Source organism: Pseudomonas sp. GL-R-19 (genome assembly GCF_019956375.1).
Taxonomy (GTDB): Bacteria; Pseudomonadota; Gammaproteobacteria; order Pseudomonadales; family Pseudomonadaceae; genus Aquipseudomonas.
Genome location: NZ_JAHBDJ010000033.1, coordinates 133,996 through 150,528 on the forward strand (window position 1 = coordinate 133,996; position 16,533 = coordinate 150,528).

Genomic DNA, 16,533 nt, shown 5'->3' on the forward strand with positions numbered 1-16,533 from the left:
CGGTGTTTGTGCTACCGCCATCGCGAGCAGGCTCGCTCCCACAGGGGATCTTTGGCGTGCCACAAACCCAATGTGGGAGCGAGCCTGCTCCGGGCGGCGCTCCGACGATGGCGGCCTGACAAGCACTAGAGAATCACCTTGGCACGCCGCAACTGTTCGATCTGCTCAATGCTAAACCCCAACTCCCCCAATACCTGATCGGTATGCTGCCCCAACGCCGCACCGATATGCTTCGGCTCTGGCAAACCATCGGAAAACTTCAACGGACACGCCATCTGCTCCTGGGTCGAGCCATCGCCACGGGGCACGTCGGTCACCAACTCCCGCGCCTGCAGCTGCGGATGACGTAGCGCTTCTCCCAGGCTCAACACTGGCTCGACACAAGCATCCAGCTCCGCGAAAAGCGTGCACAACTCGGCAAAGTCATACTTTTCGAATTCGGCCTTCAGCGTGGCTTTAAGCTGTTGCTGATGCGCCGCAGACAGGCCGAGGCCGGCCAGTTCCTCAAGCCCCAACGCCGTGCACAACTGTTTCATGAATGCCGGTTCCAGGCTGCCCACCGACAGCCAGCGCCCATCCCGGGATCGGTAGTAATCGTAGAAGCTGCCGCCATTGAGCACCTGGTCTTCCGGCCCTGGCTCCACGCCACAGGCCAGGTACCCGGCACCTGCCAGCGCATTCAGGCTGAACGAGCAGTCGGTCATGCTGACATCCAGGTGCTGGCCCTGACCGGTTTGCTGCCGGGCAACGACCGCCGCCAGCAAGCCGATCACCCCGTGCAGCGAACCACCGGCGACATCCGCCACCTGCATGCCCAACGGCAGCGGCCCACTGTCGGCACGACCTGTGTAACTCGCCACCCCGGACAGGGCCAGGTAGTTGATGTCATGGCCCGCGCGGTCCTTGTAGGGGCCGGTCTGGCCGTAGCCGGTGATCGACACATATATCAATTTGGGATTGATCGCCTTCAGGGCTTCGTAGCCCAGGCCCAGACGTTCCATGACACCCGGGCGAAACTGCTCGAGCACGATGTCGTAGTCCTGTAGCAACGACCTGATCACCTCAAGGGCCTCAGGCTGTTTGAGGTCCAGGGCGAGGCTGCGTTTGTTGCGGTTGAGGTAGGCATGACTGGCTGACACCCCTTGATCATGGGGTGGCAACACCCGCAGCAGATCCATGCGCGTCGGTGATTCGATGCGCAGCACCTCGGCGCCCATGTCCGCCAGCAGCAACGAGGCGAATGGCCCCGGCAGCAGTGTCGAGAAATCCAGAACCTTGAGTGATGCCAGTGGACCGAGCATGGGCGTTCTCCCTATACGATGCCCCCCAGACTAGGCAGCCGAACGCATTGCAGCAATCACCTTATGCGCCACGCGCAGTGACCGTTGCGCTCAATCGCCGAACATGAAAAAACCCGCCGAAGCGGGTTTTTCATTACAACAAGGCTTACTTGGCGTTAGCCGGGGCTACCTCTTCGACGTGGCCCAGAACATCGTCTTTAGGCTCGTCGGCGATGCCGCGTCCGCCAGAAGCCAGCTCGGCGTGAAGCACGTCGGTGTCCAGTTCCTTGACCCACTTGGCCACAACGACAGTGGCAACGGCGTTGCCGATCAGGTTGGTCAGGGCGCGTGCTTCGGACATGAAGCGGTCGATGCCGAGAATCAGCGCCAGGCCGGCAACCGGCAGGTGGCCCACGGCGGACAGGGTCGCAGCCAGTACGATGAAACCGCTACCGGTCACACCCGCAGCGCCTTTGGAGGACAGCAGCAACACCACCAGCAGGGTGATCTGGTGCGTGATGTCCATGTGGGTGTCGGTTGCCTGGGCAATGAACACCGCGGCCATGGTCAGGTAGATGGCGGTACCGTCGAGGTTGAACGAGTAGCCGGTCGGGATCACCAGGCCTACCACGGATTTCTTCGCGCCCAGACGCTCCATCTTGATCAGCATGCGTGGCAGCACCGATTCTGAAGAAGAAGTACCGAGCACGATCAGCAGTTCTTCACGGATGTAGCGGATCATCTTCAGCACGCTGAAGCCATGCACGCGAGCGATGGAGCCCAGCACGACCAGGATGAACAGCAGGCAAGTGATGTAGAAGCAGGCCATCAGTTGACCCAGTTGCACCAGCGAACCGACACCGTAGGCACCGATGGTGAAGGACATGGCACCGAAAGCACCGAGCGGCGCGAGCTTCATGATCATATTGATGATGTTGAACATCACATGGGCGAAGCGATCGATGAAGTCCAGCAGCGGCTTGCCGTAGGCACCCAGGCGATGCAGGGCGAAACCGAAGATCACCGAGAACATCAGCACTTGCAGGATATCGCCCGTGGCGAATGCGCCAACGATGGTGGCCGGGATCACGTTGAGGAGGAAGCCGACGACACTTTGATCAGCGCCAGCCGCTACGTAGGTAGCGACTTTGGAGGCATCCAGGGTGCTTACGTCGATGTGCATGCCAGCACCTGGCTGCACGACGTTGACCACGACCAGCCCCACCAGCAAAGCGATGGTCGAAACGATTTCAAAGTAAAGGAGTGCGTAACCGCCAGTCTTGCCGACCGCTTTCATGTCCTGCATGCCGGCGATTCCGCTGACGACGGTGCAGAAGATGATAGGGGCGATGATCATTTTGATCAGCTTGATGAACCCGTCACCCAGCGGTTTTACCGCCACACCGAGCTGCGGATAGAAGTGACCGAGCAAAATACCGATGACAATTGCAACGATCACCTGGAAATACAGGGATTTGTACAGTGGCTGACGAGTCGTCATTGCAAAGTTCCTCAAGGGTGCCCGGTGACAACATCCATCTGTTGCCCGCAACACCGCAATTGCGAACCCTCCTGCACTGGAGGGATTTGTTTTTTCGAGCTGCGCAACGGCAGGCATCTGCACGTTGTATCGCAAGGCCCGTGCCACCTTCCGTAAAATCCCTGCAAGCCTGTTGATATCCGGGGTTGCAGCGATTCCCCTGACACCGAACGGTTACAAGCATGTGGCGGATTTCCGCCCTTCCATTAAAAGTCGTCCTGCCATTTGGCGGATATCCGCCCTGTTCATGCCCACGGTGCGCAGCTAACATCCGTCGATCAACGGTCAGACCTGCTGCCATGCGCGAACGCACCATCGCCAGTCATTTCGCCCGCGCCGCCCTTGGTGGTGCGCGTCGGCACGGCTACGACTATTGCGCCGTGCTACAACAACTGGGGATCAGCCCCGAGTTGCTGGACGAGCCCCGGGCACGCATCGCGCCTGAGCAATTCACCCAACTGATCCAGGCGTTATGGCTGGCGCTGGACGACGAGTACCTGGGGTTCGGGCAAGCCCCAAGCAGGCCGGGCAGCTTCGCGATGATGTGCCATGCCGTGATTCACTGTCGCAACCTGGATAAGGCACTCCATCGCGGCTTATTGTTTTATAGCCTATTCCCCGGGGCTCCGCGCTTGACGCTCAGCCGAGAAGATGAATGGGTGCGCCTGAGCCTGGACGATTCGCAACTCTGGGACCCGGACCATTTCCTCAGCGAAAGCCTGCTGGTGATCTGGCACCGTTTCGGCAGCTGGCTGATCGGCCAGCGCATTCGCCTGGAACAGGCCTCGTTCAGCTACCCCCGGCCCGAACACGGCGCCGAGTACGACCTGTTGTTTTCCTGTCCGCTTGAGTTTTCCAGGCCCCAGAGCAGCCTGTTGTTTCACAGCCGCTACCTGGCCATGCCGCTGTTGCAGGACGAACGCACCCTCAAGCATTTCCTCGAGCGCTCCCCCGCCGACCTGCTCTCGCGCCCGGATGACGGCGACAGTTTGAGCAGCCGCCTGCGGCGCTTGCTCAGTCGCGACAGTTCACGCTGGCCCGACCTGGAAGCCGTGGCCGCCCACCTGCACATCAGCCCGCAGACCTTGCGCCGACATCTGCGGGAAGAGGGTTCGAGCTTTCAGGAGTTGAAGGACCAGTTGCGCCGCGACATCGCGATTTATCACCTGAGCCGCGCTGACCTGTCGTTGCAACAGATCGCCGAGCAGCTGGGGTTTTCCGAACCGTCGGCATTTCACCGGGCGTTCAAGAAGTGGACGGGGCTGACACCGGGGGCTTATCGGGCGCAGGAACACTGAGGTTCAAGGTTCAGCTACCGGGTGAACGCACTGGCCCCATCGCGAGCAGGCTCGCTTCTACAGGGGACCACATTTTCCTTGGGCACATGATCAACTGTGGGAGCGAGCTTGCTCGCGATGGCGTCCGATAAAACACCACTAAACCACCGGAAAAAGAATCCGGAACGCCGCACCGCCCATCGGTGAATCGCCCAAGGTCAGCTTGGCGCTGTAGCTCTCGATGATGTCCTTGACCACCGCCAGTCCGATGCCCTGCCCCGGGTGCTGGCGATCCAGGCGCTCTCCGCGCTCGAGAATCCGTGCGCGCTGATTTTGTGGTACGCCGGGGCCGTCGTCCTCGACACACAACTCGGTGCCGCTGAGAGTTCCACGCACACTGATGCGTATTTCGCCCAGGCACAGGCGATAGGCATTTTCCAGCAAATTGCCCATCATCTCCAATAGAGCGCCTTGTTCGATCGGTACGTAACACGGGTCGGGCAAATCGAACGCGACGTGCACGCCCTTGTCGCGATAGACCTTGTCCAGTGTGTCGCACAGGCTTTTCAGTACCGGGTGCAAGCGCACCTGATGACGTACCAGACCGCTTTTGCGCAGGCTGGCGCGCTGCAATTGGTAGCTGATCTGCTGGCTCATGCGTTCAATCTGGGTTTGCAGCACCCAGGCCTGATCGCGATCCTCAGGACGCTGGGCCAGGTCTTCACTGACGCCTTGCAACACCGCCAACGGCGTTTTCAGGCTATGGGCCAGGTCATCGAGGGAATCACGGTAGCGACTGCGCTGCTCACGCTCACTGTGCAGCAAACGGTTGAGAGAACCGGTCAGGCGCAGCAATTCCCGGGGATGTTCCTCACTGAGGCTTTCGCGGGTGCCACCTTCAATCTGGTCCAGTTCCTGGCTCAAGCGCCGCAATGCCTGCAAGCCCCAGGTCAGACCGATCCACAGCAACGCCAGTAGCACCAGCAGTGCCGCGCCAAAACCCAGATACAGATTTTCCCGCAGGCCTTCGAGGGTCAGTTCGTATTCGCGAACCGGCTGCAGCGCCACGATGCTGAAGGCCGCACTTTTGCCGCCGAGCAACTTGACCTCGACGTCGTAGACAAAGAACTCCTGGCCATTGGCTTCGCGAATCCGCGCAAACTCGTTGCCACGCCCGTCGTAGCGCGGCTTGTAATTGATCCGTTCTTCCTGGGTCGCCTTCGAGCGCCAGACCAGACGCCCTTCCCGGTTATAGATATAGCCGAGCAATCGGCTATCGGCGAGGTTGAAGCGTTCGTCAGGCAATTGCGCCGGCATCTGCAAGCTGTTGTTCTCCACCCGGGCGGCGGAGATCAACGTGGTCACGTCCGATGCCAGACGCTGCTCGATGGAGTCCTGCAACGCCAGGCTGAAGGCCCCCTGCATCGCCGGCAGCAGCGCCAGCATGAACAAAACCGCCAACAGCGTGGCGGCGAGCATCAAGCGAATGCGCAGCGAGCGGATCAAGTGCAACGCTCATTGAACAGGTAGCCCAGGCCGCGCACGGTGTCGATCGGCTTGAACCCGCCCGGCCCCTCCAGTTTGCGGCGCAGACGGCCGACCAGCACCTCGATCACATTCGGATCGCGCTCGTCGTCATCCGGGTAGAGCTGTTCCATCAAGCGATCCTTGGGCACCACTTGCTGGTGATGGCGCATCAGGTATTCGAGGATGCGGTACTCGTACGCGGTCAGTGCCAGCGGCTGTTCATCGAGGGACGCCTGCTTGCGGTTCAGATCCAGCAGCAACGGACCAGCGACGATGGTCGACTGGGTGAAACCGCTGGAGCGGCGCAGCAAGGCATTCAGGCGGGCCTCCAGTTCTTCGAACTGAAACGGCTTGACCACGTAATCGTCGGCGCCGGCGGCCAGGCCTTCGACCTTGTCCTGCCAGTTGCCGCGCGCGGTGAGGATCAGGATCGGGAAGGTCTTGCCACTTGAGCGCAACTGGCGGATCAGGTCGAGGCCACTCATGCCCGGCAGTCCGAGGTCGATCACCGCCAGGTCAAAGTTGAACTGCGCGGTCTGGTACAGCGCCTCCTCGGCGTTGGCCACGGACTCGACCACGTGGCCACTCTCCGTCAGGCGGGTTTGCAGGTGATGACGCAGCAGCGCTTCATCTTCGACGACCAGCAGTTTCATAACGCTCTCCCGGGCAAATCAACATCTCCAGAGGCGCAACGTCGCACCTCAATAGCTAACATGGCAACGCCGGATCAACCATTACGGTTGATCCGGCGCAGGCTGCTCACGAAACGCTTGTCAAAAAGCGTAGTTGGCGGACAGGTAAGTCTGGGCGCTGCTGGTCAGGTCCAGCGAACCCTGCTTGCTGCCACCGCGCTCACTCATCTCGGTGCTGGCGTTAGTGCGCAGGTAACGGTAACCCAGTTCCACCGAGGTTTTCTGCGTAACCTGTTGCAGCACACCCACCTGCCCACCGATGGCATAGCCGACATTGCTGTCGCGGCTGAAGCCTGGCGACTCCTGAGTCATTTTGGTCAGGCCGGCCGTGGCGCCACCGAACAATTTGGTGCTGCCGCCCACCGGGTAGAACAGATCGTAGCTGCCCAGGAGGTTTTCCTGACGCAGTTTAATGCCATTGTGCGAGCCCGACACGTTGTCGTAGGTGGCGTAGTACCGGCCCTTGGTGTTTTGCTGGCCCAGACGAACACCCCAGGTAGTGTCCTTGCCGATCACGCCATCGGCGTTGGGGTGATTAAGGTTGTCGTTCAGGGCGTGGGACTTTTTGACCTTGTCGCTGGTCTGTCCAAGAGTAAGGCTGGCGAAGTTGTCGTCGGACGCGAAGGCTGCAGTGCTTGCGCCCAGAACCGTGATTGCCAGAAGCAGTTTTTTGAATCCAGTCATTGGGGAGTTTCCTCATGTGCCGTTTGTTTTTTGGGTACGGGGCAAGGTTACGCACCGCGCCCTGAACTCCCCCTGAACGCACTCTGAACCTGGGCTGAACCGTCCCTTCCCGATGTTTCGACAGTTTTCAACAGGAGATCCGACCATGCGCATGTTCTTCGCCGTCCTCCTACTGGCCTTGAGCGGGCTCAGCCAGGCCGCCATCCAGACCCGGGAAATCCCCTACCAAAGTGCCGATGGCACGAAAATGATCGGCTACTACGCTTATGACGATGCCATCAAGGGCCCGCGCCCCGGGGTCGTGGTGGTGCATGAGTTCTGGGGCCTGAACGACTACGCCAAGCGTCGCGCCCGGGATCTCGCCGGTCTGGGCTACAGCGCCTTGGCCATTGACATGTACGGCGACGGCAAAAATACCGAGCACCCCAAAGACGCCATGGCGTTCATGCAAGCCGTGACAAAAGACAGTGCCGTGTCGAGCGCGAGGTTTCAGGCCGGGCTCGACCTGCTGAAAAAACAACCGCAAACCGATCCGCATAACATCGCCGCCATCGGCTACTGCTTCGGTGGTGGCGTGGTGCTCAATGCCGCAAGACAGGGCGTGCCATTGGCAGGCGTGGTGAGTTTCCATGGCGCGCTGGCGACCAATACGCCGGCAACGCGAGGCAGCGTCAAGGCGAAGATCCTTGTGGAACACGGAGCGCTGGACAGCATCGTCACCCCGGAAAACATCACGGCTTTCAAGAGCGAGATGGACAAGGCCGGCGCCGACTACCAATTCGTCAGCCTCGACGGCGCCAGGCACGGCTTCACCAACCCGGATGCCGACCGGTTAAGCCATGGCGATCATGGCGGGCCGGACATCGGCTACAACAAGGCCGCGGATGAAAAATCGTGGGCGGACATGCAGGCGTTTTTCAAGAAAATCTTTGGTTGAACCGGTAGACCGCGTCGCGGCTATCGCGAGCAGGCTCGCTCCCACAGTGGATTTATGTCGCTTGCACACTTGCTGTGGGAGCGAGCCTGCTCGCGAAGGCAGCAACACCGATCTGAAGCTTTGCACTACCCAGCCCCAAGGCAACCCGGCAAAATGCCCGACATGAATTCAGCCCCCGCCCTGCCCGTCTGCTGCACGCCCCTCGATGACCATTGGCCGCTGCCGTTTGTGCTGCCCGATACGGTCCTGTTGAGTACTCACTTCGATAGCGCCCAACTGACCAGCGATGATTTTCAGCGAAGCGCCGTCGAAGCGCCGGCGAGCATCCAGCGCTCGGTCGCCAAACGGCAGGCGGAGTTTCTTGCCGGACGGGTGTGTGCCCGGGCCGCGTTACAGCGGCTCGAAGGTTTGAGCTTCATTCCGGCCATCGGTGAAGACCGGGCACCGGTCTGGCCTGCTCATATCACTGGCTCGATCACCCACAGCACTGGCCGGGCCTCGGCGATCGTGGCGAACAAAAGCCATTGGCGCGGCCTGGGCATGGATCTGGAAAACCTGCTCAATGCTGAACGGGCCGAACGCCTGGCCGGGGAAATCCTCAATCCGCCGGAGCTACAACGCATGGCGGCAGGTGGTCACGATCAACGGGCATTGCTGGTCACTCTGACCTTCTCGGTCAAGGAAAGCCTGTTCAAGGCCCTCTATCCGATCGTTCAGCAACGCTTTTATTTCGAACACGCCGAAGTGCTGGAGTGGCGTGAGTCGGGTGAGGTGCGGTTGCGACTGCTCACTGACTTGTCCAGCGAATGGCGCAACGGCACCGAGCTGGATGCGCAGTTCGGGGTCAAGGATGGGCAGTTGTTGAGTCTGGTCAGCATCAAGGCCTGAGGTTTATTGGCGCCTGTCAGGCCGCCATCGCGAGCAGGCTCGCTCCTACAGGGATTTGTGGCGTGACATAGATCCAGTGTGGGAGCGAGCCTGCTCGCGATGGGGCCGCAACAGACAACACAAGGCTCAACGCTTCTCCTGATTTCTCGGCCAGCTCAAGCTAAAACAAGCCCCGCCAAGGCTCTTGCTCTTGCCGATCAACGCCCGCCCGCCATGCCAATGGATGATTCGCCGCACGATCGACAACCCCAATCCATGCCCGCCTGACGCCCGGGTGCGGCTGTCGTCGAGTCGCAGGAACGGCGTGAAGATTTTCTCCCACGCCGACTCCGGCACACCTGGCCCGTCATCCTCGATATCCACCCGGCATCGCTGCTGCCCCACCTGATAACTGATAGTCACCCGTGATTGCGCATGGCGCATGGCGTTGCTCACCAGGTTCTGGATCGCCCGGTGCAGATATCGCGGTTCGGCTTCGACCCAGGCATCGTCGTTATCGGCGGCCGACAGGCACAAACCTCGCAGTACCGTGACGTCGGCGCGCAACGGCGCCAGTTCTTCGATCACCTGATTGACCAAGGCATCCAGATCGATCCGCTGAAAGTTCAGCGCCGGCGACCCCTGTTCGAGCCGCGCATAGGTCAGCATCTCGTCCACCAGCCGGTCGAGGTCCTCGATGTCGTGGTCCATGCCCTGGCAGTATTTTTCCAGGGCTTGCGGCGTGGTGGCCGAACCGACCATCTCCAGGCCAAAGCGCAGGCGGGCCACCGGCGTGCGCAATTCGTGGGACACCGCGCGCACCAGTTCGCGCTGGATCGCCAGCAACTGCTGCAGGTGCTCGGCCATACCGTTGAACGCCGAGGCCAGCCGCCCCACAGAGTCCGCGCCGCGCGCCGGCACGCGGGTTTCCAGGCTGCCCTTGGCAATGCGCGTGGCGGCAGCTTCGAGGCCACGCAAGCGTCGCTCCAGCTGACGCACCAGCAGATAGACGATCAAACCGATCAGCGTCAGGCCCAGCGCAGCAATCAGCACCAGCCATTCCGGCGGATAAGGATTCATCTGATACAACGGACCGATTTCCAGGACCCACGGCGTGCCGACCATGCCGGCGAACACCCGGATCGAATCGCCGCCCTTGCCCAGCGCCATCACAGTGTCGCCCTCGGACACCCGGCGACGCTGGTCTTCGTCCATGTCCGCCTCGTCAACCGTGACCAGACGCAGGTCGAAACCGAAGCCCTTGTCTTGCTTCAATTGCGCCAGGCGCATGGGCTGGTCGGCGACCGGGGTGCGCACCAGTTCATCGGTCAACAGGTAGATGGTCGCCCGGGCCAGTTGCTCGCTGATCTGCTGCACTTCCCCGGTGAGCATCAATTGTTCCTTGTCGCTGACCAGCTTGTACACCTTCGCCGCATGCGGGCCGGTCTGTTCCACCAATGCCTGGCCGCGCAACACACGGGTGCGCTGGGTCAGGTCGAGGTCGGTCTCGGCAAAGCTTTTCAGCGCCAGCGGAATGCCCAGCAGCCGCTCCCACACCAGCAAGGCCCGGTGGCGCTCGGTCTGGTTCATCGGTTGCAGGTTGTCGGCCATCAGCGAAAACGTGCCGTGGGCCAGGCGCTCGCGGTATTGCTCGCTGCGCACCTGATTGAGCAGGTGCAACGCCAGCACACCGAGCACCGCCACCAGAATCAGCGCAGCACACATGCCGCCATAAATACGCAGGAAGATCGAGTTCACAGGGTCTGGTCTACGCAAGCCTCGGGGACGAACAGATAGCCTTTGCTGCGCACGGTCTTGATCAGCCGTGGATGCTCCGGGTCATCGCCGATCTTCGGGCGGATACGCGAGATGCGCACATCGATGGAGCGGTCCTGACCGTCATAGCCGATGCCCCGCAGTGCGGTGAAGATCTCTTCCCGGGACAGAATGCGCCCGGCATTGGCCACCAACAGCCAGAGCAAGTCGAATTCGGCGCTCGTCAGCTCGATGCCGTTGCCCTGCAACCAGGCTTCGCGCAAGGCGTTGTCGACGATCAGCGGACCGAACTGTAGACGCCGCTGTTTTTCCGGGGCGACTTCGGGTGCTTCACTGCGACGCAGCAGGGCCTGGATGCGCGCCAGCAACAGACGCGGGCGTACCGGCTTGCAGACGTAGTCGTCAGCGCCGAGGTCCAGGCCGAGAATCTGGTCAGTGTCATCGGTGCGGGCGGTGAGCATCAGGATCGGGCCGTCATAGCGGGCGCGGACCTTGCGGCAAATGCTCAGGCCATCTTCACCGGGGAGCATCAGGTCGAGGATCACCAGGTCCGGTTGTTCCTTGATGATGCGGTTCGCAGCGAGCCCACCATCGCCTTCGATCGAAACACGCAGGCCATTGGCTTCCAGGTAATCGCGGGTCAGTTCAGCCAGTCGCTGGTCGTCTTCCACAATCAATACCTGCCAGGCTTCTTGCTCCACGGGTGACCTCTACTTGCCAGAAACACTTATAAGGAAGGATCCGCCCGTCTTTTTGTAATGATTCGGGGGGACAAATATGTATACACGCTGGGCCGATTGTATAAACGCCGCCCGTCGAGAACACAAGCGGGTAAATGCGTTCGGAGGACGCGGTTTTTTGTGATAGGGTTCGCGCCCTTAAAAATCCGCCGAAGCATTTTCGATCATTGAAAAATGCTGAAAAAAGGTCCGGTCCAGCAAGGTCGCGGCCTACACGCCGGTTCCCTCTTTCACACACAATTTACGCACAGGTTTATCCACAGGCAGTACGTTGCAATCGCCCCCCAAAACGCATTATCTTGTAGCCCGGCGCTAAAAAAACCCTAGATGTAGGGTTTTTCGCTAAAAAACCAAACACAAACCAGACACCAATTTCAAGCGCTTTTATTGCCTCTGTCCGGTTGAACCATACGTATTTTCGAAAGACCAAACCGCGCATGCGGATGGCTACTGTATTTCGGCCCCGAGTGGTGAAAACGGTACGGGTGTTGCAGTTCCAACTGTCACCTGCAATGGACCAAGGTTTCAGGCCCAAGGCGTGAGACCAAAGACTTCGGCATGGAAGCGGCGCCCGATAAAGCCCCCTTCCTACTGTCCCGAAGTCGTTATGCCCGGCACTCGCCGGTTGTAGTGCTTCAGGACGGAACGGTGGGCACCGTGATGGTGCCCAAACAAACATAGAGAATGTGGAGACACTCCCCCATGCAAACCGACACAACTCGCGAGAACCCGCAGGGCACCTTGCCGCAGGCCGCTGATTCGAATTCGGATCTGTCCGCCACCGCGCCTGGCCAACTGCGCGTGATCAAGCGTAACGGCACTGTCGTTCCCTACACCGATGACAAAATCACCGTCGCCATCACCAAAGCGTTCCTCGCAGTTGAAGGCGGCACCGCTGCTGCCTCGTCGCGAATCCACGACACCGTTGCCCGCCTGACCGAACAGGTCACCGCGACCTTCAAGCGTCGCATGCCTTCGGGCGGCACCATCCACATCGAAGAAATCCAGGACCAGGTCGAACTGGCCCTGATGCGTGCCGGCGAGCAGAAAGTGGCCCGCGACTACGTGATCTACCGTGACGGTCGTTCGAAAGAACGCGCTGCCCACGCACCGGCCGAAGAAGCGGTCAACGCTCACCCGTCGATCCGCATCACCCGTGCCGACGGCAGCCTGGCGCCGCTGGACATGGGCCGCCTGAACACCATCGTCACCGAAGCGTGCGAAGGCCTGGAAGAAGTCGACGGCGACCTGATCCAGCGCGAAACCCTGAAGAACCTGTACGACGGCGTAGCCCTGAACGACGTCAACACCGCCCTGGTGATGACTGCCCGTACCCTGGTTGAACGCGAGCCGAACTACTCGTTCGTGACCGCGCGCCTGCTGATGGACACCTTGCGCGGCGAAGGCCTGGGCTTCCTCGGCGTCGCCGAAAGCGCCACCCACCACGAAATGGTCGACCTGTACGCCAAGGCGCTGCCGGCCTACATCGCCAAAGGTATCGAGTTCGAACTGCTGAACCCTGTGCTGGCCACCTTCGACCTGGAAAAACTGGGCAAGGCGATCAACCACGAGCGCGACCAGCAATTCACCTACCTGGGCCTGCAGACCCTGTACGACCGTTACTTCATCCACAAGGATGGCGTGCGTTTCGAACTGCCGCAGATCTTCTTCATGCGCGTGGCCATGGGCCTGGCAATCGAAGAGAAGCACAAAGAAGACCGCGCGATCGAGTTCTACAACCTGCTGTCGTCCTTCGACTACATGGCTTCGACCCCGACCCTGTTCAACGCCGGCACCCTGCGTCCGCAGCTGTCGAGCTGCTACCTGACCACCGTTCCGGATGACCTGTCGGGCATCTACGGCGCCATCCACGACAACGCCATGCTGTCGAAATTCGCTGGCGGCCTGGGCAACGACTGGACGCCGGTGCGTGCGCTGGGTTCGTACATCAAGGGCACCAACGGCAAATCCCAGGGCGTCGTGCCGTTCCTGAAAGTAGTGAACGACACCGCCGTAGCGGTTAACCAGGGCGGCAAGCGCAAAGGCGCAGTCTGTGCCTACCTGGAAACCTGGCACATGGACATCGAAGAGTTCATCGAGCTGCGCAAGAACACCGGTGATGACCGTCGTCGTACCCACGACATGAACACCGCCAACTGGATCCCGGACCTGTTCATGAAGCGCGTCTTCGATGACGGCAAGTGGACCCTGTTCTCGCCGTCCGAAGTACCGGACCTGCACGACCTGACCGGCAAGGCCTTCGAAGAGCGCTACGAGTACTACGAAGCCCTGACCGAGTACCCGGGCAAGGTCAAGCTGTTCAAGACCATCCAGGCCAAAGACCTGTGGCGCAAGATGCTGTCCATGCTGTTCGAAACCGGCCACCCATGGCTGACCTTCAAGGACCCGTGCAACCTGCGCAGCCCGCAGCAGCACGTCGGCGTGGTCCACAGCTCGAACCTGTGCACCGAGATCACCTTGAACACCAACAAGGACGAGATCGCCGTTTGCAACCTGGGCTCGATCAACCTGCCGAACCACATCGTCGACGGCAAGCTGGACACCACCAAGCTGCAACGCACCGTGAACACCGCCGTGCGCATGCTCGATAACGTGATCGACATCAACTACTACTCGGTGCCGCAAGCGAAGAACTCCAACTTCAAGCACCGTCCGGTCGGTTTGGGCATCATGGGCTTCCAGGACGCTTTGTACCTGCAGCACATCCCTTACGGTTCCGACGCTGCCGTCGAGTTCGCCGACAAGTCGATGGAAGCGGTCAGCTACTACGCGATCCAGGCGTCCTGCGACCTGGCCGACGAGCGCGGTTCGTACGAGACGTTCCAGGGTTCGCTGTGGTCCAAAGGCATCCTGCCGCTGGATTCGCAACAGATCCTGATCGAGGCCCGTGGCCAGAAGTACATCGATGTCGACCTGAACGAATCCCTGGACTGGGCACCGGTTCGCGCCCGTGTACAGAAAGGCATTCGTAACTCGAACATCATGGCCATCGCACCGACCGCGACCATTGCCAACATCACTGGCGTTTCGCAGTCGATCGAACCGACCTACCAGAACCTCTATGTGAAATCGAACCTGTCGGGCGAATTCACCGTGATCAACCCGTACCTGGTTCGCGACCTGAAGGCTCGCGGTCTGTGGGATTCGGTCATGATCAACGACCTGAAGTACTACGACGGTTCGGTGCAGCAGATCGAGCGCATCCCGCAAGAACTCAAAGAGCTCTACGCGACCGCGTTCGAAGTGGACACCAAGTGGATCGTCGACGCGGCCAGCCGTCGTCAGAAGTGGATCGACCAGGCTCAGTCGCTGAACCTGTACATCGCTGGCGCTTCGGGCAAGAAGCTTGACGTGACCTACCGCATGGCCTGGTACCGTGGCCTGAAAACCACTTACTACCTCCGTGCCCTGGCCGCGACCAGCACCGAGAAGTCGACCATCAACACCGGCAAGCTGAACGCTGTTTCCAGCGGCGGCAACCACGGTGACGACTCGGTCCTGGCAGCGCCTGCCGGTCCTGCTCCAGTGCCAAAGGCTTGCGCCATCGACGAGCCGGATTGCGAAGCTTGCCAATAAGCTGAGCCCGTAAGCACCGAAAGGCGCTTACCCGAAACCCCCGATCAGCCTCTGGCGGGTCGGGGGTTTTCTTTTGCCTGTCTGTAGGAGCGAGCTTGCTCCGGGCGGCGATCCGACGATGGTCTTGAGGGCGCCGCGTGTATCCAGACAACGCGCGTTATCGTTGACGACCATCGCGAGCAAGCTCGCTCCTACAGGTTTTCGCCACCCACAAAAAAAGCCCCTCTGATGAGGGGCTCCTTGCACAACACAATCGAGCATCAAGCCATCTGAATGATGGTCTGCATGATGGTGCTCTGGGTGGAGATGGTCTTGGCGTTCGCCTGGTAGTTGCTCTGCGCCTTGATCAGGTCGACCAGCTCGTTGGTCAGGTTGACGTTGGACTCCTCCAGGGAGTTGGAAACGACTGAACCCAGGGTGCCGGTCTCCGGCGCATCGTAGCCCGGGATGCCCGACGCGTAGGTTTCTTTCCAGCTGGTGCCGCCTACCGGCTGCAGGCCTTGTTCGTTGGTGAAGCTGGCCAGGGAGATCTGGCCGATCGGCTTGGTCTGGTTGTTGCTGAAGTTGGCCAGCAACACACCGCTGCCGTCGATGGTCAGGTTGGTGATCTGGCCAGTGGCGTAACCGTTCTGTGCCGGAATCGAACGCGCGGTGTCGGCGTTGAACTGGGTGGTGCTGGCCATGGCGATGGTCAATCCGGCCGGATCGGCTGCGGCGCCGTTGGCTGTCCAGACGCCATTGGTGACACTGCCCGGGGTCCAATTGGTGATTTTCAGGTCACTGCTGATCACCGAAGTCGGTGGCGTGGTTGGCGGCGTTACCGGCGTGCTGACCGAAGTCAGTTTGCCGGTGGAATCGAACGACATGGTCGAAGCAACCGGAGCGGTAACGGTAGGATCACTGCCATCCGGGTTGCGGCCATCGATCAGCGTGTAGGTGTCCCACGTGTTCGCTCCAGTCTTGACCATGTATTGATCCATGGTGTGCTGGTTACCCTGGGTATCGAAGATCGGGGTGCTGAACGATTTGGTAAAGGTCTCGGTCTTGGACGGGTCGAACTTGTTCGCCGCAACCGCCTGGTCGATCACCGCCGAGGTGGAGTTCAGGTTGATCGTCGACGACACGGTGCTGGTGGATTTCGGTGCCAGGTTGGAGGTGTCGATCCGCAGGTCGGTCAGCACGCCATTGACGATCTTGCCGTTGGAGTCCACACCGTAACCTTGCAGGCGGGCCGTACCGTCGCTGTTGGTGACGTAGCCTTCCTTGTCGGTCTTGAATGTACCGGCACGGCTGTAGGTCAGCGAACCGTTGTTGCTCAGGACGAAGAAACCATTGCCCTGGATACCCATGTCGAGCACGTTACCGGTGTTGCTTATGTCACCCTGGCCGAACTGCTGGGAAACGTTGGACAAGCGCACGCCATTGCCGACGGTCTTGCTGCCGGTGCCCAGGCGGGTCGCCGAGTACACGTCTTCGAACTCTGCACGTGACGATTTGAAACCGGTGGTCGCGACGTTGGCGATGTTGTTGCCGGTCACGTCCAGTTGTTTATTGGCTGCATAGAGACCGCTAAGGCCGATATTGAAAGACATCATCCACTCCTTTGTGCCGTGTTA

12 protein-coding genes are annotated in these 16,533 nt (G+C 60.4%); 4 read left to right on the forward strand and 8 right to left on the reverse strand.

Annotation, left to right across the window (positions count from 1 at the left end; all coding sequences use genetic code 11):
- Window positions 1–125: 125 nt before the first annotated feature.
- Both KGA83_RS17945 and KGA83_RS17950 read right to left on the reverse strand, forming a co-directional pair.
- Complete coding sequence (locus tag KGA83_RS17945; protein ID WP_223530393.1) at window positions 126–1,301, reverse strand: CaiB/BaiF CoA transferase family protein; 1,176 nt, start codon at window positions 1,299–1,301, stop codon at window positions 126–128.
- Window positions 1,302–1,446: 145 nt separating this feature from the next.
- Window positions 1,447–2,781 carry a dicarboxylate/amino acid:cation symporter gene (locus tag KGA83_RS17950; protein ID WP_115947297.1) on the reverse strand — a complete coding sequence of 445 codons (1,335 nt, stop codon included), beginning with the start codon at window positions 2,779–2,781 and terminating at the stop codon, window positions 1,447–1,449.
- 338 nt (window positions 2,782–3,119) lie between these two features.
- Between KGA83_RS17950 and KGA83_RS17955 the strand changes: the two genes are divergently transcribed.
- A complete protein-coding gene (locus tag KGA83_RS17955) occupies window positions 3,120–4,118 on the forward strand; it encodes an AraC family transcriptional regulator (protein ID WP_223530394.1) in 999 nt (332 codons plus the stop codon).
- 138 nt (window positions 4,119–4,256) lie between these two features.
- Here the strand turns inward: KGA83_RS17955 and KGA83_RS17960 are convergent, their stop codons facing one another.
- The 3 genes from KGA83_RS17960 to KGA83_RS17970 all read right to left on the reverse strand — a co-directional run bounded on the left by KGA83_RS17960 (window position 4,257) and on the right by KGA83_RS17970 (window position 7,000).
- Window positions 4,257–5,603 (reverse strand): ATP-binding protein, encoded by a 1,347-nt coding sequence (locus KGA83_RS17960; protein ID WP_223530395.1) that lies wholly within the window; start codon window positions 5,601–5,603, stop codon window positions 4,257–4,259.
- Window positions 5,600–6,277: a response regulator transcription factor gene (locus KGA83_RS17965; RefSeq protein WP_102669958.1), complete on the reverse strand. Its 678-nt coding sequence runs from the start codon at window positions 6,275–6,277 to the stop codon at window positions 5,600–5,602. Before KGA83_RS17965 ends, KGA83_RS17960 begins: the two co-directional genes overlap by 4 nt.
- Before the next feature lie 120 nt (window positions 6,278–6,397).
- Window positions 6,398–7,000: a hypothetical protein gene (locus tag KGA83_RS17970; protein ID WP_108215269.1), complete on the reverse strand. Its 603-nt coding sequence runs from the start codon at window positions 6,998–7,000 to the stop codon at window positions 6,398–6,400.
- A 145-nt stretch (window positions 7,001–7,145) separates the two neighbouring features.
- On the opposite strand from KGA83_RS17970, the gene KGA83_RS17975 reads away from it, so the two are divergent.
- On the forward strand, window positions 7,146–7,937 hold the full coding sequence (locus KGA83_RS17975; protein ID WP_223530396.1) for a dienelactone hydrolase family protein: 792 nt from the start codon (window positions 7,146–7,148) through the stop codon (window positions 7,935–7,937).
- 162 nt (window positions 7,938–8,099) lie between these two features.
- Window positions 8,100–8,825, forward strand: coding sequence for a 4'-phosphopantetheinyl transferase (locus tag KGA83_RS17980; protein ID WP_218279785.1), 726 nt, complete (start codon window positions 8,100–8,102; stop codon window positions 8,823–8,825).
- 126 nt (window positions 8,826–8,951) lie between these two features.
- Here the strand turns inward: KGA83_RS17980 and KGA83_RS17985 are convergent, their stop codons facing one another.
- Window positions 8,952–10,562: an ATP-binding protein gene (locus tag KGA83_RS17985; protein ID WP_108215266.1), complete on the reverse strand. Its 1,611-nt coding sequence runs from the start codon at window positions 10,560–10,562 to the stop codon at window positions 8,952–8,954.
- Window positions 10,559–11,281, reverse strand: a complete 723-nt coding sequence (locus KGA83_RS17990; protein WP_223530397.1) for a winged helix-turn-helix domain-containing protein — start codon at window positions 11,279–11,281, stop codon at window positions 10,559–10,561. The genes KGA83_RS17985 and KGA83_RS17990 overlap by 4 nt, the downstream gene beginning before the upstream one ends.
- A gap of 741 nt (window positions 11,282–12,022) precedes the next feature.
- Here KGA83_RS17990 and KGA83_RS17995 point away from each other — a divergent pair.
- Window positions 12,023–14,917, forward strand: coding sequence for a ribonucleoside-diphosphate reductase subunit alpha (locus KGA83_RS17995; RefSeq protein WP_108215264.1), 2,895 nt, complete (start codon window positions 12,023–12,025; stop codon window positions 14,915–14,917).
- Window positions 14,918–15,177: 260 nt separating this feature from the next.
- Here KGA83_RS17995 and flgE read toward each other — a convergent pair whose 3' ends face one another.
- On the reverse strand, window positions 15,178–16,509 hold the full coding sequence (gene flgE, locus KGA83_RS18000) for a flagellar hook protein FlgE (RefSeq protein ID WP_317850593.1): 1,332 nt from the start codon (window positions 16,507–16,509) through the stop codon (window positions 15,178–15,180).
- Window positions 16,510–16,533: the final 24 nt, after the last annotated feature.

Excerpts from the sequence above, each read along its gene's own strand:
- KGA83_RS17995 (WP_108215264.1), top strand. The coding sequence starts at position 12,023 with ATGCAAACCGACACAACTCGCGAGAACCCGCAGGGCACCTTGCCGCAG.
- KGA83_RS17965 (WP_102669958.1), bottom strand. The coding sequence starts at position 6,277 with ATGAAACTGCTGGTCGTCGAAGATGAAGCGCTGCTGCGTCATCACCTG.
- KGA83_RS17950 (WP_115947297.1), bottom strand. The coding sequence starts at position 2,781 with ATGACGACTCGTCAGCCACTGTACAAATCCCTGTATTTCCAGGTGATC.
- flgE (WP_317850593.1), bottom strand. The coding sequence starts at position 16,509 with ATGTCTTTCAATATCGGCCTTAGCGGTCTCTATGCAGCCAATAAACAA.
- KGA83_RS17955 (WP_223530394.1), top strand. The coding sequence starts at position 3,120 with ATGCGCGAACGCACCATCGCCAGTCATTTCGCCCGCGCCGCCCTTGGT.
- KGA83_RS17970 (WP_108215269.1), bottom strand. The coding sequence starts at position 7,000 with ATGACTGGATTCAAAAAACTGCTTCTGGCAATCACGGTTCTGGGCGCA.
- KGA83_RS17980 (WP_218279785.1), top strand. The coding sequence starts at position 8,100 with ATGAATTCAGCCCCCGCCCTGCCCGTCTGCTGCACGCCCCTCGATGAC.
- KGA83_RS17975 (WP_223530396.1), top strand. The coding sequence starts at position 7,146 with ATGCGCATGTTCTTCGCCGTCCTCCTACTGGCCTTGAGCGGGCTCAGC.
- KGA83_RS17945 (WP_223530393.1), bottom strand. The coding sequence starts at position 1,301 with ATGCTCGGTCCACTGGCATCACTCAAGGTTCTGGATTTCTCGACACTG.